This is a genomic window from Postechiella marina (genome assembly GCF_039538365.1).
Lineage (GTDB): Bacteria > Bacteroidota > Bacteroidia > Flavobacteriales > Flavobacteriaceae > Postechiella > Postechiella marina.
On record NZ_BAABCA010000006.1, the window covers coordinates 137,650 to 162,711 of the forward strand.

Sequence of the window (25,062 nt, forward strand, 5' to 3'; positions counted from 1 at the left end):
AAAGATGATACAAATCCAATCTTATAAAGACCTTACATACTAAAATTATGCCATTTCAACGACAATTTTAAATTTTGTCTAAATACAAAAGCCAATCTGCAAGGCGTTGTGTCCAAGATTGAAGATAATCTCTACCAATAGCTAACCCAAATCCATGACCACCGTATGGATAAACATGTAACTCCGAAAAAACATTAGATTGCTTTAAACACTCAAAAAACCTCAAACTATTTTCTACAGGGACCACTTTATCATCTGTTGAATGTACTATAAAAGTAGGCGGTGTATTATTATTAATATGCAACTCGTTAGAGTAAAAATTTACTAACTCATCACTTGGTGTTTTTCCTAAAAGATTATTTCTAGATCCCTTATGCGTATGTAAAAGATGCATTGTAATAACAGGATAAATTAACATCATAAAATCTGGTCTTGCACTAAGTTTATCTATATCATCCTTAGCATTTAAAGTATCATAATTATAGTGCGTACCCAAGGTTGACGCTAAATGTCCGCCTGCCGAAAACCCAATAACACCTATTTTATTTTTATCAATATTCCATTTTTCTGCATTATATCTCACCTGTCTAATAGCACGTTGTGCATCTTGCAATGGTGCTTCGTTTTGTACTATTATAGATTTAGACTGTGGCAATCTATATTTTAAAACAAATGCAGCAATACCTTGAGAGTTAAACCACTTAGCAACATCAGTTCCTTCCCAATCGTAAGCCAACATACCATAACCACCTCCAGGACAAATAATTACTGCTTTACCATTAGCACTACGTTTTGCAGGTAAAAAAACCTCCATACTAGGCACTTGCACCTTACTTATTCTTAATATTTCACTAACTTCATGCTTTTCCTTCTCTATCGATTTTTTACTATTTGGCACTTCTTTTTCCCATAACGGTATGGTTAAACTTTGACTAAATCCCATATTTACAAATAATAAAATACATACAATAAAACCAACTATACTTTTCATATACCTAATAAGTTTAAGAACAAAATAATATGATTGTACTTAGAAAATTTTCTAAATTGTTCGCTCGAAAGGTACTAAATAAAAGACATTATTTTATACACAATCATTTGTTGCTCTTTCTAAACCATATATTACATAAGAAATTAAATAATTAAACTAAGTTCGACCCCTGTTAGCTTTAAATAAAAGCTTAAACTTTTAATAAAAAAAATGTTTACAAATTAAACCCAACTACATATGCAAAAAATAAAACTTATCTGGCTATTAAGTTGCCTTTCTATAGTTTTAAGCTGTAAAAGCGAAGACACAAGCGCAACTAAAAAAACCGATACTAAACCCAATATTATTGTTATCTATACAGATGATCAAGGCTATGGAGACATAGGCTATCATGGAAATCCTTGGATAAAAACACCTCATTTAGATCATTTTGCAAAAGAATCTTTAGAATTAACAAATTTTCATGTGGGTACCACTTGTGCTCCAAGTCGAGCAGGCCTACTTACAGGAAGAAATGCTAATAGAAATAATGCGTGGCATACTATAGGAGGCTGCTCTATTTTAACCGCAGACGAAGTAACTATAGCAGATGTTTTAGCTAAAAATGGTTATGAAACATCTATGGTGGGTAAATGGCACTTAGGAGACAACTACCCCTTTAGACCTCAAGATCGAGGGTTTAAACAAGCTGTATATCATGGCGGTGGCGGAGTACAACAAACTCCTGACCTTTGGAATAACGATTATTTTGACGATACTTATTTTAGAAATGGTGTTCCTGAAAAATTTGATGGATATTGCACAGATGTTTGGTTTAATGAAGCTATTAGCCTTATAGAAAAAAGTAAAGACAAACCTTTTTACATGCACTTAGCACCTAATGCTGCTCACGGACCATATAATGTTCCTGCAGAATATGCACAAATGTATAAAGACACCCCAATAAGCGATAAGCAAAAACGTTTTTATGGTATGATTACTAATATTGACGACAACTTCGGGAAACTAGTTAGTTACCTTAAAAAAGAAAAATTGTTTGACAACACCATCCTTATTTTTAGTACAGATAACGGATCGGCAGGTGCTTGGGGAAAACTTAACGGTAAAACGGTAGGTTACAATGCAGGCTTAAAAGGAAAAAAAGGAAGTCATTATGATGGAGGACACCGTGTTCCATTTTTTATGAGTTGGCCAAACGGTAATATTCTAAAAAAACAAGCTGTAAACGAATTAACAGCACACGTAGATATGTTACCAACCCTTATAGATTTAGCTGGTATAGAACATAAACCTAACAAACCTCTAGATGGTACTAGTGTAGCAAAAATTTTGAGCGGAGAAGACAAAGAAATTGACAGAATGTTAGTAATAGATACGCAAAGAAACCAACTCCCTATTAAAGGAAAAAACAGTTGTGTTATGTCTACCAAGTGGCGCTTAATAGATGGTAAAGAATTATACAATACAATTAACGATCCTGGTCAAAAAAATAACATCGCTAAAAACCATCCAGAAATAGTAAAAAAAATGCAATCGTTTTACGATACTTGGTGGACAACAGTAGAACCAGACGTAAAATATGCACACATTCCGCTTGGATACAATAATAACGAACCCGTTTTAATAACTGTTCACGATATACATACTGAAAACCCTATACCTTGGAACCAAGATTTGATAAGAATAGGTAAAGCACTACCTCAAGGTTTTTATAGCGTTAAAGTTGAAAAAGATGGCGAGTATCAATTTGAATTAAGTAGATATGCGCCAGACTCTAAGTTAGCCATTAATAGCGAAGCAAAAGCAATTGCAGCCACTCCTTATGTAAGCGGACTAGCTAAAGGTTTGGCCTTTAACCCTAAGAAAGCAAAAATTACAATTGGAGAAAACACTTTTGAAACTACGGTAAATCCTAATAATCACTCTGTAATTTTAAAAGGAAAACTAACAAAAGGTAAATTTAACCTACAAAGTGAGTTTATTACCGCAGACGGAAACAATATACCGGCATATTATACCAACATTACATTAATCAATTAGAATTTATCCATGAAAAACATTATTGCATTAACCCTAATAGCTTTACTTTTTTCTTGTAAAGAAGAAAATAAAGCAGAAAAAAAACAGGATCCAAATATCGTTTTCATTTTTGCAGACGACATGACCTATACTGCTATTAATGCGCTAGGCAATACAGAAATACAAACCCCAAATTTAGATCGGTTATCTAACCAAGGCACAACATTTACACATACCTTTAATATGGGTGGGTGGAACGGTGCCATATGCGCAGCCTCTAGAGCTATGATAAACTCTGGACGCAGTCTTTGGGAAGTAAATCAATTTCGTAAAAACTGGGTTAAAAACAAAGAATTAGACAAAACATGGAGTAAATTAATGGAGGCTAAAGGTTACGATACCTACATGACTGGTAAATGGCATGTAGATGTACACCCTACTAAAATTTTCAATAATGTGGCACATGTAAGAGGTGGTATGCCTGGCGATGCTTGGGAACACTCTAAAATGGTTAAGAAATTTAAAGAATTAAAAGGCACAAACATTAATCCTAGCACCATTATGCCTGTTGGTTACAACAGACCTTTAAGCGAAAATGATACGACTTGGAATCCCGCTGACAAGAAATTTGGAGGTTTCTGGGAAGGTGGAAAACATTGGAGTGAAATTATAAAAGATGACGCTTTCAACTTTATTGATAAAGCTGAAAAAAGCGACAATCCATTTTTTATGTATTTGGCCTTTAATGCACCTCACGACCCTAGACAAGCTCCACAAGAGTTTTTAGATAAATATCCTTTAGATAAAATAAGTTTACCTAAAAGTTGGTTACCAGAATACCCATATAAAGACGACATGGGTTGTGGGCCAAACCTTAGAGACGAGGCCTTAGCGCCTTTTCCTAGAACAGAATACGCAACCAAAGTTCATATAAAAGAATACTACGCAATAATAACCCACTTAGATGAGCAAATTGGAAAAATTTTAGACAGATTAGAAGCCACAGGAAAAATGGATAATACCTATATTATTTTTACTGCAGATCATGGATTATCTGTTGGTAGACATGGCTTAATAGGTAAACAATCTCAATTTGACCATAGTATTAGAGCCCCATTTATGATTTCTGGACCAACAATTCCTAAAGATAAAAAGGTTAAAGAAGACATTTACATTCAAGACGCTATGGCAACAACACTAGAACTTGCCGGTATAGAAAAACCTGAATATGTATTTTTTAATAGCGTGTTAGATTTGGCTACAGGTAAACAAACTAAAGGAAATTATGATGCCATTTACAATGGTTATATCGATTTACAACGTATGATTAGAAAAGATGGATATAAACTTATTGTTTACCCAAAAATAGAAAAAGTACTCTTATACGATTTAAATAACGATCCTGAAGAAATGCACGATCTATCGGAAGACGACGCTTATAAAACAAAAGTTAACGACATGTTTAAAGACCTTATAAAGCTTCAAAAAGACATGAACGACCCTTTAGATATTTCACCAATTTATAACAAAATTAAAACCATATAGTTATATTTTTCCCACTTTTAAAAAGAGCAATTACAATTAAACCTGTGATTGCTCTTTTTTATAATTGGCTGGTGTTTTTCCTGTAATTTTTTTAAACACTTTAGAGAAATAAGAAAAATTATCGAAGCCTACTTTCTCAGAAATAGCTTTTATCGAATCGTTGGTGGTATGCAATAGCAACTGTGCCCGCTCTACCCTTTTAGATTGTATATATAAATTAGGACGCATTTTATATTTTTCGTAAAAACTTCTAGAAAAATGATCTTTACTTAAATTACTAAAAGCTGCCAAACGCTCTACTGTTAAATTTTCGTGCAAGTTTTCTAGTAAATAAACAAGCACTTTATCTATGTCTCGACGCTCCCTTTTTTCTGAAGACCGATTACCTTCTACAATAAATCGCGACAGTAAAATTTTTAGTAAACCTTGGGTTTCTAAATAAAAACTAGAATTTAATCGCGTTTTTTTTAACTCTAAAAACGAAGAAAAACTTTTGTATTTATGAGGATTATCGTCTAGTAAAGACCGGTTAGGGTTTATCTCCAATAATCTTTTAAAATAATAAGTATCTAGTTTTGAAGATTTAATTTGATATCGAAAATCATTAAAACTAAAAACAGAAAGCCCATTACCTATTTCTTCCATAAAACTAATATAAAGCTGCTCGTGCTGCAATTCGCATTTATACCTACTATACGTGTAACTGGGTATTAAATACATGTAACCAGGCTTTAAATCGAACTTTTTATCGTTATGGTATACATAAGCATGCCCAGAGGTAATTAAATACATTCTTACAAAGGGACTTATAACGTTGTCGTAATCCCAAGAAGCATCTAATTTTACCAAATCGATGTTTAATAAAAAAAATCTCAAATATTTTAAATAGTCTTGCATATAATACTATATATCAAAATGTTGCTTACGAAAATTAGCTGGAGAATTCCCTACTATTTTCTTAAAAGTTCTTGAAAAATATGAGATATTAGCCAAGCCTACTTCGGCAGCTATTTGCTTTAAAGACTTCTCTGTTGTTACTAATAAAAACTGCGCTTTTTCTATTCGCTTTTGTTGTATATATTTATTAGGACGTATACCAAAACTAGCATTAAAACTTCTCGAAAAATGATCTTCGCTAAAATTGCAATATCTAGCCAAGACCGCAATAGACAAATCGTTTTTAAGATTCTTTGCTATATATATTAGTACCTTATTTAAATCGCCATCGCTACCGCCAAGGTTATCGACATCTGCATCTAAAATAAATCTTGAAAAAAGCACAGATAAAATACCTTGAGTTTCCATGTAATGATGTGCGTTAAAACCCTTGTTTTTTTCACTTAAACTCCTGTTTATATGCGCCTTGGGCTTAGAATCGGTAACCACCTTATCTGGATTTATCTCTACGAGTCTTTTAAAATACAAAGCATCATTTTTAGTGGCTTTCACTTTATATTTAAATTGTTTCAAATTATAAATAGACATACCTTGCTGTACTTCCTCAAAAAAACTAACATAAAATTGCTCGTGGTACTTTTCGCAATAATAGCTGTTATAAGTAAAACTAGGAATTAAATACAAATAGCCAGGCTCTAATTTAAACCACTGATTAGTATAAAACACACTAGCATTACCTGTGGTAACATAAAACAACCTCGAAAACGGGCTAATTACATCATCATACTTCCACGAAGAATCTAACTTAGCGTAACCAGCATGCAATATATCAAGCGTAAGAGACTCTAATTCTTTATACATTATACATCTTTTTCAACATTATTTTTAATATTTCACACATGTAAAGTTAGCATAAAAAAACATGATAAAGATCAGCCATGTCGGAAATGTACATTTTATAGCCTGATTTGATTATCTATTTTACTTTAAGTTACACATACCTTTGTAAAAACACCAAGATTCATTTTTTATGTTAAAAGGTATGAGAATTTTTGCTCTTTTTATAGGCACTATATTTATGTATAGCTGTGGCCCAGATTTACCAGAAACGGTAGCAATCGAGTACGACAAGTTACCTAAAAAAGTTGATTTTAATCAGCATGTAAAACCTATTTTATCAGACAAGTGTTTTCTTTGTCATGGTCCAGATGCAGGTAATATTAAGGCTGGTTTACAACTACACACCGCCGAGGTTGCTTATGCAGAACTACCTGAGACACCTGGTAAGGTTGCAATTAAACCAGGTAACTTAGAGAAAAGTGAATTCTTTCACCGTATTATTACCGACGATCCAGATTTAATTATGCCAGAACCAGGATCTCATTTAACACTAACTGATTATGAAAAAGCAGTGCTTATTAAATGGATTGAAGATGGTGCAGAATATAAAGACCATTGGGCTTTTTTAAAGCCTGAACTATCTGAAATACCAAAGGTTAAGCAAACAGATTTTATATCGAACCCTATTGACAATTACGTTGTTGCACAATTAGAAAATTTAAACTTATCGCCTGCTAAAAAAGCAGATAAAGAAATCTTATTACGTCGTGCTTCTTTTGATTTAACAGGCTTACCTCCTACTCTTGAAGAAATTGAAAGTTTTTTAAAAGACACCTCTCCAAATGCTTTCGAAAAACAAATAGATAGACTTCTTGCATCTCCACATTATGGAGAGCAAATGACCTTAGATTGGATGGATCTTGCTCGTTATGCTGACACACACGGTTATAGTAACGATAGGTATAGAGACACTTCGCCATGGAGAGATTGGGTTATAGAGTCTTTTAATAAAAACATGCCTTACGACCAGTTTATTACATGGCAACTTGCTGGCGATATGTTTGAAAACGCCACAAGAGAACAAAAACTAGCCACAACATTTAATAGACTTCACCCTCAAAATTTAGAGGGCGGTATTATAGATGAAGAATTTAGATCTGAATATGTCGCAGATAGAACAGCTACCGTTAGCCAAGGCTTGTTAGGTCTTTCTTTTGCTTGTGCTAAATGTCATGACCACAAATACGATCCTATTTCTCAAAAAAACTATTTCGAAATGTATAGTTTTTTTAATAATGTCGATGAAACAGGCTTAATTCCTTGGGATCTTGCAACACCTGTACCTGCTATGATGTTACCTACAAAAGAGCAAGAAGAAGTTTTAGCTTATTTAGAAACACTTGTAAATAAAACTGAAGAAGAGGTAAAAACAATAGCAACCAAAGAAACTGTTAAAGCGGGTAAATGGATTGCAAATAGTAACTACAAAAAACTCCCTACCAAATCGACTCCAAAAGGTTTAGTAGCTGCTTTTAACTTCAACAACGAAAAGCTCATAAATACCGCTGGCGGTAATGGTAAAAACAAAATAAGAATGCGTCAGCAATTTGTAGATAATGAAAAAGCTGTTTACAAAAAAGGAGCTAGCGGAAAAGGACTTTACATGAATGGTGACACATGGCTAGACCTAGATAAAATTGGTATTTACCAAAGAAACCAGCCTTTTAGTATAGGCATACAAGTTTTTATACCTAAAGACCTAGAAGAAGGTGTGATTTTTCATAAAATGAATAGCCCAGAATTACATAGCTTTAGAGGTTATCATTTAAAATTAAAAGACAATAAACTAGAAGCCTTATTAGCTCACGTATATCCAGATAATGCTATTGTTATAGAGTCTTTAAACGACGTACCTAAAGAAAAATGGGTGCAGTTAACCATGACCTATAATGGATCTAGTAAAGCAGATGGCGTATCTATTTATATGGATGGAGAAAAACTACAAACCAAAACCATTTTCGATAACCTATATAAAGACATAATATTTCATGGCTTAAGACTATATGGCAAAAAAAGTCCGCGTCTAGAACCCGGTTTACGTATTGGTGGCGTATGGAGAGGAAAAGGTATTGGTGGAGCAACTGTTGACGATTTAATGGTTTTTAATAAAGAATTAAGTGATATAGAAGTGCTTCAAATAGCTAATGCCGATAAATTGAAGGAAATTAAGCAGAAAGAGCAAAGTGAATTAACTGAACCTGAAAAAGAAAAAATTATTCAGTATTACTTATCTGCCAATTCCACACCTTATAATAACGCGCTTAAAAAGCTTGAAAAAGACAGACTTGTGCTAGTAGATAGTATAGATCCTATTAAGCAAATTATGGTTATGAAAGAGAGTAAGCTTAACAGACAAACTTATATTTTAGACCGTGGAAATTACGATTCTCCTACAGATAGTGTATTCCCAAATGCGCCTCAAGACATATTTCCAATGGACGAAAGTTTACCTAAAAACAGACTTGGCTTAGCTAAATGGATTACAGACAAAGACAATCCGTTAACAGCCAGAGTAACTGTAAACAGGTATTGGCAAAACATTTTTGGAAGAGGCCTAGTAAACACCTCTGAAGATTTTGGAAATCAAGGCGAATTACCAAGTCACCCAGAATTATTAGACTGGCTAGCTATAAAGTTTATTGAATCGGGTTGGGACGTAAAAGCATTACACAAAACAATTATGATGTCTAGTACATACCAACAGAGTTCTATTATATCTAAAGAGTTATTAGCCATAGATGGCGAAAACAAATGGTTGGCTAGAGGTCCTTCTACACGACTTTCTGGAGAAATGTTAAGAGATAATGCTTTGTTAGCTTCTGGGTTATTAAATAAAACCATTGGAGGAGAAAGTGTTAAGCCTTATCAACCTGCTGGATTATGGAAAGTTAATGGAGATACTTATGTTCAAGATGGAGAAGAAGGCTTATACAGGCGAAGTATGTATACCATTTGGAAACGCACAGTGCCTAACCCAACAATTTCAATTTTTGATGCTCCTACCAGAGATTTATGTACAACACGTAGGCAAAAAACAAATACACCACTTCAAGCACTTGTTATTTTAAACGACCCTACTTATATCGAAGCTTCTAGAGTTTTAGGAAAACAAATAACAGAGGCCGAAGATTTAAAAACAGGAATAACTCATGCCTTCAAGAAATTAACTGGAAGACACATTACAGATCAAGAATTGAGTGTATTAACCAAATTACAAAAGGAAGAATTTAAAAAATTTGATAGTAACCTCGAAAAAACAAAAGGGTGGCTTCAAACAGGTGCTTTTAAAATATCTGACACCGATAACAAAGCACTTATTGCTGCTAACTCTGTTGTAGCCAGTACCATTATGAATGCTGATGCAAGTATTACTAAACGATAAATTGCTAAACTCTAAACAAAGACATTATGTGCGATCATCATAAAAAATTAACATCTAGTAATAGAGATTTACAAAAATTAGAAAGACAACTCGACAGAAGAAACTTTTTAAAGAAAACCTCTTTAGGCCTTGGAGCTATTGCCTTAGGAAGCCTTCTTGGTTCCGAAAAAATGTTCGGAGCAACAGGAATGAAAAGTACCGAGGATATTATATTAGATACTTATAACAAAAATAGACTAGGCTTACCTCATCATTTACCAAAAGCAAAACGTATTATATACTTGTTTCAAAGTGGCGGACCATCGCAAATGGACTTGTTCGATTATAAGCCTAAACTATTAGACATGTATGGTAAAGAACTACCAGAATCTATAATGGGAGGACAACGACTTACAGGAATGAGTGGAAACCAAAGTACACTTCCTGTAGCACCATCTTTATTTAACTTTAAGCAATATGGAGAATCTAAAGCTTGGGTTAGTGATGCGATGCCATACCTCTCTGAAGTTGTAGACGATTTATGCTTTATGAAAGGCATGCAAACCGATCAAATTAACCACACTCCTGCCATTACTTTTATGCAAACGGGGCATCAACTACCAGGAAGACCTTCTATTGGCTCTTGGTTAAGTTACGGTCTAGGATCTGACAACGAAAACCTACCAACGTTTATCACCCTTGTTTCTAAAAACGGAAAAGGGCAACCGCTTAAAGCTAGCTTATGGGGTAATGGTTTTTTACCTACCGAGCACCAAGGTGTACAATTTAGATCTGGAAAAGATCCTGTATTATATTTAAGTGATCCTGAAAACTATGATGGAAACGATCGTAGAAATATGCTAGATTACCTTGGTAATTTAAACAACATCCAGAAAGATGCATACGGCGACCCAGAAATTCAAGCTAGAATGTCTCAATACGAAATGGCCTTTAAAATGCAAACATCTGTTCCAGAAGTTACAGATTTATCTGATGAGCCAGAGCATATATTCGATTTATACGGAAAAGACAGTAGAGACCCAGGAACCTATGCTGCAAATTGCTTAATGGCAAGAAAACTGCTTGAAAAAGGAGTTAAATTTGTTCAATTGTACCACCAAGGATGGGATCAACACAATAACTGCCCAGGAGGTGTAAAAGGAAACTCTAAAAAAACAGACCAACCCACTGCTGCTTTAATTAAAGATTTAAAACAACGTGGTATGTTAGAAGATACTTTGGTTATTTGGGGAGGTGAATTTGGCAGAACTGTGTATTCTCAAGGGCAATTAACCAAAAAAAACTATGGAAGAGACCACCACCCTAAAGCCTTTACCATGTGGATGGCGGGTGCAGGAGTAAAACCTGGCTTTACCTATGGTGAAACAGACGATTTTAGTTATAACGTAGTTAAAGACCCTGTGCATGTGCATGATTTTCATGCTACCTTAATGCACTTAGTTGGTGTAGACCACGAAAGGCTCACCTTTAAGCACCAAGGGCGACGTTACCGATTAACCGATGTTCATGGTCACGTTGTAAAAGATTTATTAACTTAACCTATAACTTATTTATGTCTACAAGAAGAAACTTTTTAAAAAAAACAGGATTAGTAAGTGCAGCTGTAGCAGCATCGTCATCAGCTTTTGGAGCATCTGTTATAACAGGTAAAAGTCAAGAAAACCATTTACTTAAAGAAACAGACACCATTTTAGGTCATGGCGATTATAAATATAAACTTACCAAGAATTGGGCAAAATTAAGTTCTACAAGAACCCCTTTACTTAATTGCCATGAAATGGTAATGGATAGCAAAGGACGCTTAATAATGATTGGAGATCATCCACAAAACAACATTCTTATTTTCGATAAATCTGGTAAGTTATTAGATTATTGGGGCACTGCATATCAAGGTGGTCATGGTTTAACCTTACACGACGAAGGAGGCGAAGACATGCTATACATTGCCGATTCTGGTTGGGCACTAGGTAAAAATAATAAAATGGTAAAGCACAATGGTCGTGTAGCAAAAACGACTATTGATGGAAAAGTAATTTTTGATATTGGACACCCTGTAACTATTGGTGTATATAAACCAGGAGAAGATTTTTGTCCAACAGAAACCGCTATTGGGCCAAATGGAGATATTTATGTAGCTGATGGTTATGGTATGAGTCGCGTTATTCAATATGATGCCTACGGAAGGTACATAAGACATTGGGGTGGTAGTGACAATCCAGATAAAAATTATCAAATTAAAAGTGCGCATGGTGTAGCTATAGACTACAGAGACAAAAACAACCCAATGGTTGTGGTTACCTCTAGAAGTCAAGCTTGCTTTAAATGGTTTACGCTAGACGGTAAGTATATAAAAACCTTGCATTTACCAAACATGCAAGTATGCAGACCTGTTTTTGATGATGATAATTTATATGCGGGTGTATGCTGGTCTCAACCCAAAGTTGGAAAATCTAACTGGAAAGAACATACGGGCTTTGTTACTATTTTAGAAGGTGACAAAGTGGTATCTAACCCAGGTGGTACTGCACCGGACTACAAGAATGGAGAACTTCAAAAGACGTTTCAAATAGACGAAAAACCTATATTACATGGTCATGATGTGTGCATAGATGAAGATAAAAATGTATACATATGCCAATGGAATGCTAACCATTCTGCTCCATACAAACTAGAACGCGTTTAGAAATTATTTACAGTTTACTTTATGAATCAAGCACCAGACTTTGTCTTATTTCTAGGAAGATTTCACCCTTTAGTGGTTCACTTACCTATTGGTTTTTTGTTTTTTGCATTTGTTTTAGAACTTTATAGCAAATGGAAAAATACTCCTGCACTAACACAAGCTATTCCATTAGCATTATTCTGTGGTTTTGGAAGCGCATTAATAGCCTGTGTACTAGGCTATATGCTTTCGTTAAGTGGCGATTATGATGCTAATACTTTAGACACCCACTTTTGGTTTGGAGTTGCTACAACCGTAATAGCTTTACTTGCTTGGTTAATTAGAATAGATAAAATTAAATTATCGCATTTAAAAAGTGTAAAGGCCAATATTTCTACCCTAGCTTTAATTGTAATTTTACTAAGCGTAACTGGCCATTATGGAGGTAATTTAACTCATGGTAGCGATTATTTAACCAAATACGCTCCTTTTGGCAAATCTAAAGATTTAGCGCTTGTTCCCGTTACTAATGTTGAAGATGCAGTAGTTTTTAGCTATTTAGTAAATCCTATTTTACAAGACAAATGTGCAAGTTGCCATAATGCAGATAAAAAGAAAGGTGGTTTATCGTTACAAGATAGTTTAGCTATTTTAAAAGGCGGAAAAAATGGCGATGTCCTTATTGCTGGAGATTCTAAAAACTCTGAATTAACACGTCGTGTATTGCTTAACCCTCATCATGATGATTTTATGCCTCCAGAAGGCAAAACACCTTTAACTGAAGAAGAAGTTGCTATTCTCTCGTATTGGATAGATAACACAAATGCTAATTTTAATGCTAAACTTGGTAGTGTAGAAACACCCGAAGACATACAAAGTATAGCTGCTAATATGCTTAATTTAAGCTCTTCTGCAAAGGGAGAAACTAAACTACCTACACTTAGTACAGTTAACGATGATGTATTAAACGATTTGATTGCTGAAGGTTTTGTACTACGCGAATTGATTTTTGAATCTAATTTATACGAAGTTGTTTTACCATCTAATTTTATCAAGGAGGATACTGCTAATTTATTAGATTCTAAATTTGAAAAATTACTTAAAATTAAAGATCATATTATTTGGTTTTATGCTGAAGATAATTTGGTAAAGGATAAACATTTAAAGACGATTAATGAATTTAAAAATCTTCAAAAACTAGTTATAAATAGAAATCCTATTACAGATATGGGCGTTTCTGCTTTAAAAAATCACCCAAACATAAATAGCTTAAATATTTATAAAACGAACATTACTGAAGCTAGTTTGGCGACATTTTCGAACATGCCAAAATTAAAAAAAGCCTATGTTTGGAGCACAAAAATTAATAAGGAACACGCAAATGATGCTAATAGTATGCCAGAACTTATTTTTGGATTATAAGTTATAGTACATAATAATAAATAAAAAAACAGCTATTTTAGAGGTAAAATAGCTGTTTTTTTTTTGCGTTAGGGATTGATGCGGTATCCTTTTTTGTTTTTCTCAAAAAAGATTTAACGGAAAGCCCGACCCTTGCGGTAACGCCCAAATTTTTCTGAAAATTGACCATTTGTTGCACACAAAAAAACAATAAAGTTACCTTTTAACTTGGCTTATTTCTTATTTTTATTGTCTGAACAAACTCAACTTAAAAACATTTTATGTTTATGTTATTAATCAAAAAAATTAAGGTACTATGCACCTTAGCAATTCTTGTTTCTGTTTCGTCTTGTAAAAATAAAGTGGCGAATGCTCAAGAAAAAAAACAACCCAATATTATATACATCATGTCTGATGACCATACCACCCAAGGTTTTGGAATTTATGGTAGCAGGCTAGCAAGCTTAAACCCTACGCCAACGTTAGACAAACTAGCTAACGAAGGTGTAATTTTTGACAACTGTTTTGTACACAATGCGATTTGTACGCCTAGTAGAGCTGCTATTATTAGCGGACAACAGTCTCAAACCAATGGCGTTTTAGATTTAGAAGGACATTTAGCTCCAGAAAAACACCACTTGCCAATAGAAATGAAAACACTTGGTTACCAAACTGCTTTGGTTGGTAAATGGCACTTACACCACGAGCCTGAGCATTTTGACTTTTACCAAGTTTTACCTGGACAAGGTAAATACTTTAACCCAACTTTTAGAGTTAGAGGCGATAAACCTTGGCCTAATAATACTGTAAAAACAGAAGGTCACTCGTCTGACAATATTATGGACATTACCTTAAATTGGTTAAAAACTAAAAGAGACCCTAACAAACCTTTCTTTTTAATGCACCACTTTAAAGCGCCGCATGATGACTTTGAAAATGCACCACGTTACGATAGCTATTTAGAAGATACTTTTATACCTGAACCAGAGAGTTTATATGACAACAAAAACAACGGATCTATTGCTACTAGAGGCGCTAACGACTCGTTAACAAGAATTATTGGTTCTTCTGTTTCGCACAGAAACTTAATTAGAAACCAGGCGAATAACCTATATATGGACAGTACGGTTTATAAAAATTACAGAAACCAAAAAGATATTAAGCCTAGCGAAATGGTTAAATGGACACACGATGCTGAGGAAGACAAACATACTAGCCAAGTGTATCAAGAATACTTAAAGCGTTATTTACGTTGTGTTAAGGGTGTTGATGATAATGTAAAACGTTTAATTGATTATTTAAAAGCTGAAAACTTATTAGAAAACACAATAATTGTTTACACGGGCGATCAAGGTTTTATGCTAGGTGAACACGATTATATTGATAAGCGTTGGATGTACGAGGAGTCTTTACGCATGCCATTTTTTGTGCGTTATCCAGAAGGTTTAAAATCTGGAATTAGAACTGAAGCTATTATTAATAATACCGATTTTGCACCTACTATGATTGAACTTGCTGGTGGAAAAACACCTGACTATATGCAAGGAAAAAGTTTTAAAACCATTTTAGAAACAGGTAAAGAACCTGAAGATTGGCAAAAAGCAACATACTACCGTTATTGGATGCATATGGCACACAGACACCAAAACCCAGCACATTTTGGAATAAGAACTAAAGACCATAAACTTATATTCTTTTACGGGAAGTATTATGTTGATACGACTAATCCTGATGCAGAATGGAATAAGAAAAGTTGGGGTAACGATTTTACAAACGATACACCTGTGGCTTGGGAGTTTTACGACTTAAAGAAAGATCCTAAAGAAATGAACAACTCTTATAATAATCCCGAATACAAGGAAATTATTGCAGACATGAAAACGCAATTAATTAAAATGAGAGAAGATTTAAATGAAACTGATGCTAATTACCCACACATTCAAAAGGTAATTGACGCGCACTGGAATGATTAAACAACATATTATTTAGTTATTTTTTTCTACTAAAAAAAGCCTCTTAAACTAGTTTAAGAGGCTTTTTAAATTTTATAGTTTAAAAGAATAGCATGCGAAAATATTTTAACCCATTTCCAGTAATTTCGATAGGGTCTATTTGGTAAATCAAGTAAATAACCTTGCTTTTAAACAACTTCTTTTGATGTATAATAAACCAGCATTTTTATAGTTTAAATTCTTTATTGTTAATGGTAATATTGCTCACTTTGTAGTTTTTAACCTGAGATAAAACCACAGCTTCGCGCTTATCGTTAGTAACCGTTTTTATGGTAATATTCTCTAGGTTTAAACCGTCTATATGACGTGCAAAAACTCCTGAGGCTGGTAATGTACCCACTTTACTAAACTCTGGCCACCAACCTCCTAAGGTTTCTAAAGTATATTCTTTAACTTCTTTTTTAGCATCTTCTTTTGTACCGCCTCCAGAAACAATAAACTGAACTTCTTTTATAGACACGTCTTCAATATTATGATTAGGAAATCCTGTGATAAAGAATGCTGAGTTTTTATCGCCTTTAGTGTTATCTACAACAATATTGCTAAACATAAAATTATGCATCCTGCTTAATGGCTCGTATTCGCCTTCTGGCGTATCTACAGAGGCTCGTTGTTGGCAAAAGGTCATAAATATAGGTCTTGGTACGTTTTCCATTACCAAATTAGAAAACACCATATTCTTCATTTCTCCGCCTTCATTTTGCTGAATTTTAAGTCCAGAATCTTGAATATCTTTAAACGTACAGTTAGTTACAGTAACAGACTCTATATTACCTCTAGACAATAAACCTATACGCATACCACCCCATTTTGTGCTAAAATGACAATTGCTTACTCTTACGTTTCTACAAGGTTTATCTGGACGAGACGCTTGCAAACAAATACTATCGTCACTATTATCAAAATTACTATTTGTAACGCTTACATTGGTACAACCATCAAAATCTAAACCATCGCCATTATTGTTTACTCGACTAAGAATTTTTATTCCGCTTACACTTATATTGTTACAATATAGCCAAGCCGATGTCCATGCTGCAGGATTAATTAGTGAAATATCGTTTAAATGTATATCGTTACAATTTATAAAACGTATTAGCATTGGGCGTCCTTTCTTAAAGTATTTTCTATGGCCATTACCATCAATAGTTCCGTAACCTTCAATAGCAACAGATTTAGCATCTTTTGCGAAGATGAAACAACGATTCATATGTGGTTCGTTCTTATACATGTTTTTATGCGTATCGGTTGCATAATCATCGTAATTAGGACTTCCTAGCAATACAGTTCCATTACCTACATGAAGCGTGACATTGCTTTTAAGGTAAATAGTACCAGACATATATTTTCCTCCACCAGTTAGCAGTACTTTACCGCCTCCATTTGCTGTACAATCGTCTATTGCTTTTTGAATGGCTTTGGTGTTTAATGTAATCCCATCGTTTACTGCGCCATAATCTTTTACGTTATAATTTTGAGCTATTCCCATTAACGAGAGAGTAAAAACCAATAATGCTAATTGTATTTTTTTTGAATTCATATTAAATATAAATTTTGATTAAAATAAAACATCCGTGTAGAATCTATTATCATACACGGACGCCATATTATTTAAAATTATGTTTTTATTAAAGTTGAAAAACCTGCTCTAAAGCAATCCATTTTTCACCATCTTTAGCCCAAGGTAGTTCTTGTTGGTAATTCCACATTAGGTTTTCCCATTCTTGTACTTTGGGATTATTAGCATCCATCTCGGCTTTCTTTGCAGGATCGAAAGTGTCATCAACTTCCATAATCATAAACATACGATTGCCTGTTAAGTAAATTTGCATATCTGTTATTCCGGCATCTTTTATGCTTTTTGTTATTTCTGGCCATGCATTTCCTGCAGCATGGTATTCTTTATATTCTGCGATTAATTTAGAATCGTCTTTTAAATCGCAAGAATAGCAAAATCTTTTTGTACTCATTTTTTCTAGTTTGTTTGTTTTTTGTATGTGCTGTATCCATAAAAGGCAACAACTGCTAAACAGATTAAAGGTAATATAAATGAAAAATTAACTTCTGGAATAAATCCTAAAACTTTTACATCAGAAAAACCAGGTCCTCCCCAATCCAAAATTCCACCTTGTAAAACAGGCATTAAAGCTCCCCCTACAATGGCCATAACTAAACCAGCAGAACCAATTTTAGCCTCATCGCCCATACCTTTTAATGCTATTCCGTAAATGGTAGGAAACATAATAGACATAAAAACAGAAACAGCTACTAAAGAAATTAATCCAGGCATACCCGATAACAATACAGCTCCTGCACAACAAACAACACCACCAATTCCAAATAGCATTAACATTTTTGATGGGTTAATTGTACGCATTAAAGCGGTACCAATCCATCGTCCAACAAGGAAAGAAATCATTGCAGCTACATTAAAATAGGTTGCTGTAAGTTCCATTCCTAAAGTTTCATTAATATTATCTACATATTGAAAAATATAGGTCCAACACATAATTTGTGCACCTACATAGAATGCTTGTGCTACAACTCCAAATTTGTAGTTACTATTTGCAAAAAGTCTTTTAAAAGATTCTGAAAGCGACATTTTATCTTCCTCGGCTGTTTTAGGCATTTTTGTAAAAATGATAATAGCCATTATTATCAAAACCAAAATTCCTAAACCAATATAAGGCACACTAATAATACCTAAGTCATTTTCTCTTACAGCTGCTAATTCTTCGGATGTTAAAGCTTTGTATGCTTCTTCTGTGTAATCATCAGAACGAAGTGCGCTAATAACAAATACTTGAGCAATAATCATTCCTGTTAAAGAACCTATTGGATTAAATGCTTGCGCTAAATTTAAACGCTGTGTAGAAGTTGCCGGATCTCCTAATGCTAAAATTAAAGGATTAGAAGTTGTTTCTAAAAACGCCAAACCACATGTAATAACCCATAAAGAGATTAAGAAAAACGTAAATGTTTCGTTTGCAGCAGCTGGGTAAAATAAAAATGCTCCAAGCGCGTACAAACAAAGACCTAAAATAATTCCTGACTTGTAACTGTACTTTCTTATAAATAATGCTGCAGGTAAAGCCATAAAGAAATACCCAAAATAGAAAGCAAACTGCACTAAAGATGCTTGCATATTTGATAGTTCTGGCATTACTTTTTTAAATGCCGATACCATAGGATTTGTTAAATCGTTGGCAATTCCCCAAAGTGCAAATAAAGATGTTATTATTATAAATGGAAATAATAATTCTTTACTTACAACAGGTATTTTTTTTAATTTATTCATTTTATTAGTTTAGTTAGAATTTGATGCAAAATAAAAAAGACGCATGCAATATGTTATACACTATGTCCATAATAGCATAACATATGTTCCATTTTTAGGTAAAAGTCTTTAAAATATTAATAATTGTATGCGTTTGAATATTTAGCTTTAAAGTGTAAAACTAAAAAAGACAAAATAAACCCACTGGTTCATTTTGTCTTTTTATGTATTATATATTGTTCTATTCTGTCAATAAAGAGCGATCTAAATGTACATATCCACCATCAACTGTAATAAATTGTCCTGTGGTATGTGATGAACGTTCTGAAATAGCAAATAAGCATTGATCTGCTATTTCTTCTGGAGTTGTCATTCTATTTTCTAAAGGAATTTTCTTTACAATAGATTTAAGTTTTTCTTCACCATCTGCTAAAGTTTTAATCCAATTATCGTAAGCAGGTGTCCAGCTTTCTGCAATAACAATAGCGTTAGAACGAATACCATCCTTAATTAAATCTACAGCCCATTCTCTTGTTAACCCAAAAACACCACCTTTAGAGGCTGCGTAGCCAGATGTTCCTCCTTGACCAGTTAAAGCCACTTTAGATCCTATGTTTAATATATTTCCTTTAACCTTTTTTATCATTGGTAAACAAAACTTTGTCATAGCAAAATAGCTTACCATATTTAGTTTTAGCGAATACATAAAATCATCAATTGAAGCATCTAAACCTGCACCATCATTTACACCTACATTGTTAATTAAAGCATCAACACGACCATATTTTTCTTCAATAACTTTAGCTGCAGCTTCTATTTGCTTAACATCTGATAAATCTGTTTTTACAAACTTAGCATCAATACCTTTATCTTGAAGCTCTTTTTCGTAACCAAAACCTCTATCGTTACGACATACAATTACTGGTATAGCACCTTCATTAGCTAAAGATTGCACAATGGTTTCTCCTATACTGCCTTTTAACCCTGCAGCTCCTGTTACTACTACTACTTTTCCTTTTAATCCTAAATCCATAGTTAGTTTGTTTTATAAATTATAAAATTTAATAGCGTTTTCACCCATAATGGCCTTTTGCTCATCTGGCGATAATTGTGCTATAAAATTTGTTGTTAATTCTTTTACTTGTTTATAGTTTCCTGCAACCAAACATACTGGCCAATCTGAACCATACATGACTTTTTCTGTGCCAAAAGCTTTCAAAACTAATTCCATATACGGGTGAATTTGTTTTGACGACCAGGTGTTAAAATCGGCTTCTGTTACCATACCAGACAGTTTACAATACACATTATCTAGTTTACCTATTTCTATCATTAAAATAGCCCAACCATCATAAAAACCATCTTTTATATAGGGTTTTGCTATATGATCTATAACAAACTTTTGGTTAGGAAATTTTCTTGCAAATTCTAAAACAGCTCCTAGTTGATGAGGAAACACTAAAATATCATAAGTAAAATTATACTGCTTTAATTTATATATGCCATTTAAAAAATTAGGTCGCAATAAAAAATTATGATCAGGTTCTCCTTGGACAACATGACGAAAGCCTTTTAATTTATCGAATTGACTATATTTTTGCAAGACAGCATCAATATCGTTTCCTCTTAAATCAACCCAACCAACAACACCTTTTATAAAATCGTTTTTTGATGCTAAATCTATTAAAAAATCGGTTTCAACTAAGGTTTGATCTGCTTGCACAGCAACACATCCATCAATATTATTTTCGCTATAAACGCCCTCTAAATTTTCTGGTAAAAAATCTTTACGAATAACCGACATGCTATCGTCTATCCAATCATGCTTTACAGGTTCGTAATTCCAAAAATGCTGATGCGAATCTATGGTCATTGTCAACAAAAACTATTTTACGAAAGCTTGTAAAGCAGCTTTCATTCCGTTATTAATAATGTTCTCTAGGTTTTCTGTTACTGTAGCCTCTAAACCTTCAAACTGTGTTAAATCTACACCCCAAAAATCTGTATTAGCTAAAGTTGCTTTTGCTACTCCAGAAATATCTCCAGTAGCCCATTGCGCAGCAAAGAAATCTAAAGCAGATTGATCGTCTTTTATAGCTATGGCCTCACCATTTCTATCGCCTTTATAAAACGCTATAAGTGCTGCCAAAGAGAATAATAAATGTTGAGGTAAAGCACCTTTTCTTTTAATATATTCTAAAACAGATGGTAATACACGTGTTTTAAATTTCGATGTAGAATTTAAAGAAATACTAATTAAAGCATGCTCTAAATATGGGTTTCTAAAACGATCTAGAACATCGTTAGAGAATTGCTCTAATTCTTCTTTAGACAAATCTAAAGTTGGGCAAATCTCGTTAAAAATGGCATCTTTAAGAAAACCACCAACAACCTCATCTTCTAAAGACTCACGAACTTTATCTATGCCGTATAAATATCCAACTGGCACTAAACTTGTGTGCGCTCCATTTAATATTCTTACTTTACGTGTTCTGTATGGCTCTTGGTTATCTGTAAATACAATGTTTAATCCGCATGCTTCAGCAGGAATTTCTTCTTTTACAGATTCTGGTCCTTCAATTACCCATAAATGGAATTGCTCGCCTTCTACCACTAAGTTATCTTTATAACCTAATTCTGCAGTAATAGCATCCATTTTATCTCTTGGATACCCTGGTACTATTCTATCTACAAGTGTATTACAGAAAATATTATCTTCATTAATCCACTCTACAAACTCAGCACCTAAATTCCAATCGTCTGCATATTGTAAAATGATTTTCTTTAAATTTGCTCCGTTATTATCTATTAATTCACAAGGAATTATAATCATTCCTTTATCTGAAGCACCACCAAAAACTTGGAATCTCTTATACAATAAAGCTGTTAATTTACCTGGAAAACTTGATTGTGGTGCATCATCTAATTTATCATCTGCATTGTAAGCAATACCAGCTTCGGTAGTATTAGAAATTACAAAACGTAAGTCTGGATTTTCAGCATTAGCTAAATAATCAGCATAGTTTTCATAAGGGTTAATCCCTCTTTGAATACAGTCGATAATTTCATGCTCACTTATCGCTTTCCCATTTTTTATTCCGTTAAGGTATAATGTATATAAACCATCTTGATCGTTTAACATTTTTATTAAACCTTGATTAATTGGTTGAACAGCAACTACTCCTGCATCGAAGTTAGCTTTTTTGTTCATTTCATGAATCATCCAATTGGCAAAGGCTCTTAAAAAGTTACCTTCTCCAAATTGAATAATACGCTCTGTATATGTTTTTACGTTTGCTGTACTTCTATTTAATTCTTGCATTGACTTAGTTCTTTTTCTTAAATCTATCTGGTTTAAAAAACTGATAGACCTTTTTGTTTAGTTATTATTTTAAAACCTTGCAGGCTTTATATTAAATATATTTTATAGAGAAACTCCTCTTTTAAGTTTTTTTCTAGATGCATAAAAGCAAGCCCTATTTTAACTAGTGCTACCAGAAAATACACAGCTTAAAACACTGTTTTTACAGTCTTTTACAAAGACACACCTCTTTTCCAAGGTATAAAATCGTTATTACCGTGAAGTACTGCTTTAGATGGTGTTTCGCCACTAGCAACTCGTATAATATGATCTAGAATTTTTTCTCCCATAGACTCTATAGTATCTTCACCAGTAATTACGGTACCTGCATTAATATCAATAATATCATTCATTTTTTCATACAAATGCGTATTACTAGACATTTTTAAAACGGGCGCTACAGGATTACCCGTTGGTGTACCTAAACCTGTTGTAAATACCACAACGTTACATCCAGACCCCACTAGACCAGTTGTAGACTCTACATCGTTACCTGGTGTACATAGTAAATTTAACCCCGGCATGGTTACTTGCTCTGTATAATCTAAAACTTTAACCACTGGAGAAGTCCCTCCTTTTTTAGCTGCTCCTGCAGATTTCATGGCATCGGTAATTAAACCATCTTTTATATTTCCTGGAGAAGGGTTATTCTCAAACCCAGAACCTACAGCTACAGCTGCTGCAGAATATGCTCGCATTAGTCCGTAGAATTTTTTAGAATCTTCTTCGGTATTACAACGATTAATTAATTCTTGCTCTACACCGTTTAATTCTGGGAATTCTGCTAAAACAGGACTTCCGCCAAGTGCTACTAATAAATCGGATGCATAACCTAATGCAGGATTTGCAGATATACCTGAAAAACCATCGGACCCTCCACACTCTAATCCTAATGTTAATTTATTTAAAGGTGCTGGTTTTCTTTCTATTTTATTTGCTTCTGTTAAACCTATAAAGGTATGTTTAACAGCCTCTTCTATAAGCTTACGTTCGCTTTCGCTACGCTGTTGCTCTAGATAATGTACAGGCTTGCCCATGTTGGGGTCTATAGCATCCAAGGCATCTTGCAACATGCTTATTTGTGCATTTTGGCAACCTAAACTAAAAATAGTTGCTCCTGCCACATTTGGGTTTGCAATGTATCCTGCTAAAAGTTTAACTAATACTTCAGAGTCTTGACGAATACCTCCACAACCACCGTCGTGCTTTAAAAACTTAATACCATCTACATTTGGGAATAATCTATTTTTAGACAACTCTTCTTTTGTAGTAATAATTGGTGTATTAAAAATCTCTTCGCTAGAAGCTCCTGCCTTGTACTGCTTTATTAACGCATCTGTATCTACAGCGAAATCTTTTTTAGTTTCGTATCCTAATTTTTCTGAAAGCGCACCTTCTAAAACATCAATATTTCTGTTTTCACAGAATGTTAACGGAATTACTAACCAATAGTTACTTGTACCTACTTTACCATCTTTTCTGTGGTAGCCATTAAATGTTCTTCCTTTAAAATTAGAAGCATCTGGGGCAGACCACGTAAATTTTTCTTGTGAATCATTAAATTCTGCAGAAGCGTGCTTTACATTATTAATTGTAATAGCGCATCCGGCTTGAATTGACTCAGTGGCTTTTCCGATTAATACACCATACATGAATATTTCATCACCTATAGCAAAATCGTTTAAAGCAAATTTGTGTTTTTGTTTAATGTTTTCTTTTAAGATAACATCGGTACCATTTATTGTGGTAACAGTTCCTTTTTCTAAAGGATTGATAGCAACAATAATATTGTCTCTTGGGTCTATTTGAACGTAATTCTTAGACATAGCGGGTATTTCTTATTTAATTTAGTAAGAAAAAGGAGATGGGAAAACATCTCCTTTTTTGAAAAATATTATTTTCTAACAGCTTTAACTAATGCAAGTGCAGCTTTTACATCTTGCTCTAATTTAGCGTAATCTTTATTTGCAATGATATCTTTTGAAATCAATTTAGATCCCATTCCAACACATGTAACACCTGCATCAAACCAACCTTTAAGGTTTTCTTCTGTTGGAGCAACACCACCGGTAGGCATAATGCTTGTCCATGGTTGAGGTCCTTTAATACCTTTTACAAATTGAGGTCCGTAAATATCACCAGGGAATAATTTAACGATTTCGCAACCTAGCTCTTCGGCTCTAGCGATTTCTGTTAATGTACCACATCCTGGAGACCATAATACTTTTTTACGGTTACAAGCAATTGCGATATCTTCTCTTAAAACTGGAGTTACAATAAAGTTTGCTCCTAAAGCCATATATAATGATGCAGCAGCCCCGTCTGTAACAGAACCTACACCCATAATCATACCTGGTAATTCGGCAATAGCATATTTAGTTAACTCTCCAAAAACTTCGTGAGCAAAATCGCCACGAGCAGTAAACTCCATTAAACGCGCACCACCATCGTAACATGCTTTTAATACTTTTTTACTTAATTCTATATCGCTATTAAAAAACAAAGGAATCATCCCTGTTTCTTTCATTGCTGCTGCAACTTCTATTCTTGAAAATTGTGCCATTTTGTTTTAATGTTTAATTGTTGATTTGTTTAGATGTTGAACTGTTAAACCA

The 25,062-nt window shown here is 33.8% G+C and carries 18 protein-coding genes; 7 read left to right on the top strand and 11 right to left on the bottom strand.

What is annotated here, in order from left to right:
• Positions 1 to 67: 67 nt before the first annotated feature.
• Positions 68 to 991, bottom strand: coding sequence for an alpha/beta hydrolase (locus tag ABD715_RS14240; protein WP_344788961.1), 924 nt, complete (start codon positions 989 to 991; stop codon positions 68 to 70).
• 237 nt (positions 992 to 1,228) lie between these two features.
• On the opposite strand from ABD715_RS14240, the gene ABD715_RS14245 reads away from it, so the two are divergent.
• Positions 1,229 to 3,031, top strand: coding sequence for an arylsulfatase (locus ABD715_RS14245; protein WP_344788962.1), 1,803 nt, complete (start codon positions 1,229 to 1,231; stop codon positions 3,029 to 3,031).
• Positions 3,032 to 3,040: 9 nt separating this feature from the next.
• Positions 3,041 to 4,555: a sulfatase family protein gene (locus ABD715_RS14250; protein ID WP_344788963.1), complete on the top strand. Its 1,515-nt coding sequence runs from the start codon at positions 3,041 to 3,043 to the stop codon at positions 4,553 to 4,555.
• A gap of 36 nt (positions 4,556 to 4,591) precedes the next feature.
• Here the strand turns inward: ABD715_RS14250 and ABD715_RS14255 are convergent, their stop codons facing one another.
• Positions 4,592 to 5,431 (bottom strand): helix-turn-helix domain-containing protein, encoded by an 840-nt coding sequence (locus ABD715_RS14255; RefSeq protein WP_344788965.1) that lies wholly within the window; start codon positions 5,429 to 5,431, stop codon positions 4,592 to 4,594.
• A 27-nt stretch (positions 5,432 to 5,458) separates the two neighbouring features.
• On the bottom strand, positions 5,459 to 6,313 hold the full coding sequence (locus ABD715_RS14260) for a helix-turn-helix domain-containing protein (protein ID WP_344788966.1): 855 nt from the start codon (positions 6,311 to 6,313) through the stop codon (positions 5,459 to 5,461).
• Positions 6,314 to 6,494: 181 nt separating this feature from the next.
• Between ABD715_RS14260 and ABD715_RS14265 the strand changes: the two genes are divergently transcribed.
• The 5 genes from ABD715_RS14265 (at position 6,495) to ABD715_RS14285 (ending at position 15,770) form a co-directional block, all read left to right on the top strand.
• On the top strand, positions 6,495 to 9,734 hold the full coding sequence (locus tag ABD715_RS14265) for a DUF1553 domain-containing protein (RefSeq protein WP_344788967.1): 3,240 nt from the start codon (positions 6,495 to 6,497) through the stop codon (positions 9,732 to 9,734).
• 26 nt (positions 9,735 to 9,760) lie between these two features.
• Entirely contained in the window at positions 9,761 to 11,272 is a 1,512-nt protein-coding gene (locus ABD715_RS14270) for a DUF1501 domain-containing protein (protein WP_344788968.1), read from the top strand.
• A 14-nt stretch (positions 11,273 to 11,286) separates the two neighbouring features.
• Positions 11,287 to 12,417 carry a twin-arginine translocation signal domain-containing protein gene (locus tag ABD715_RS14275; protein ID WP_344788969.1) on the top strand — a complete coding sequence of 377 codons (1,131 nt, stop codon included), beginning with the start codon at positions 11,287 to 11,289 and terminating at the stop codon, positions 12,415 to 12,417.
• Between the two features lie 21 nt (positions 12,418 to 12,438).
• Entirely contained in the window at positions 12,439 to 13,818 is a 1,380-nt protein-coding gene (locus ABD715_RS14280; protein WP_344788970.1) for a DUF2231 domain-containing protein, read from the top strand.
• A gap of 266 nt (positions 13,819 to 14,084) precedes the next feature.
• Positions 14,085 to 15,770: a sulfatase family protein gene (locus tag ABD715_RS14285; RefSeq protein ID WP_344788971.1), complete on the top strand. Its 1,686-nt coding sequence runs from the start codon at positions 14,085 to 14,087 to the stop codon at positions 15,768 to 15,770.
• 205 nt (positions 15,771 to 15,975) lie between these two features.
• Here the strand turns inward: ABD715_RS14285 and ABD715_RS14290 are convergent, their stop codons facing one another.
• From ABD715_RS14290 to ABD715_RS14325, 8 genes are all read right to left on the bottom strand, one after another.
• The gene (locus ABD715_RS14290; RefSeq protein ID WP_344788972.1) at positions 15,976 to 17,349 is read right to left on the bottom strand and encodes a glycoside hydrolase family 28 protein; all 1,374 of its coding nucleotides are present in this window, start codon (positions 17,347 to 17,349) and stop codon (positions 15,976 to 15,978) included.
• An 88-nt stretch (positions 17,350 to 17,437) separates the two neighbouring features.
• Positions 17,438 to 17,779, bottom strand: a complete 342-nt coding sequence (locus tag ABD715_RS14295; protein WP_344788973.1) for an L-rhamnose mutarotase — start codon at positions 17,777 to 17,779, stop codon at positions 17,438 to 17,440.
• 5 nt (positions 17,780 to 17,784) lie between these two features.
• The gene (fucP, locus tag ABD715_RS14300; protein WP_344788975.1) at positions 17,785 to 19,107 is read right to left on the bottom strand and encodes an L-fucose:H+ symporter permease; all 1,323 of its coding nucleotides are present in this window, start codon (positions 19,105 to 19,107) and stop codon (positions 17,785 to 17,787) included.
• A 220-nt stretch (positions 19,108 to 19,327) separates the two neighbouring features.
• Complete coding sequence (locus ABD715_RS14305) at positions 19,328 to 20,119, bottom strand: SDR family oxidoreductase (RefSeq protein ID WP_344788977.1); 792 nt, start codon at positions 20,117 to 20,119, stop codon at positions 19,328 to 19,330.
• A gap of 12 nt (positions 20,120 to 20,131) precedes the next feature.
• On the bottom strand, positions 20,132 to 20,959 hold the full coding sequence (locus ABD715_RS14310) for an amidohydrolase family protein (protein ID WP_344788978.1): 828 nt from the start codon (positions 20,957 to 20,959) through the stop codon (positions 20,132 to 20,134).
• 12 nt (positions 20,960 to 20,971) lie between these two features.
• Entirely contained in the window at positions 20,972 to 22,408 is a 1,437-nt protein-coding gene (locus tag ABD715_RS14315) for a tagaturonate reductase (RefSeq protein ID WP_344788980.1), read from the bottom strand.
• Between the two features lie 212 nt (positions 22,409 to 22,620).
• Positions 22,621 to 24,273 (bottom strand): UxaA family hydrolase, encoded by a 1,653-nt coding sequence (locus ABD715_RS14320; RefSeq protein WP_344788981.1) that lies wholly within the window; start codon positions 24,271 to 24,273, stop codon positions 22,621 to 22,623.
• Between the two features lie 68 nt (positions 24,274 to 24,341).
• Positions 24,342 to 25,010, bottom strand: a complete 669-nt coding sequence (locus ABD715_RS14325) for a bifunctional 4-hydroxy-2-oxoglutarate aldolase/2-dehydro-3-deoxy-phosphogluconate aldolase (RefSeq protein WP_344788983.1) — start codon at positions 25,008 to 25,010, stop codon at positions 24,342 to 24,344.
• Positions 25,011 to 25,062: the final 52 nt, after the last annotated feature.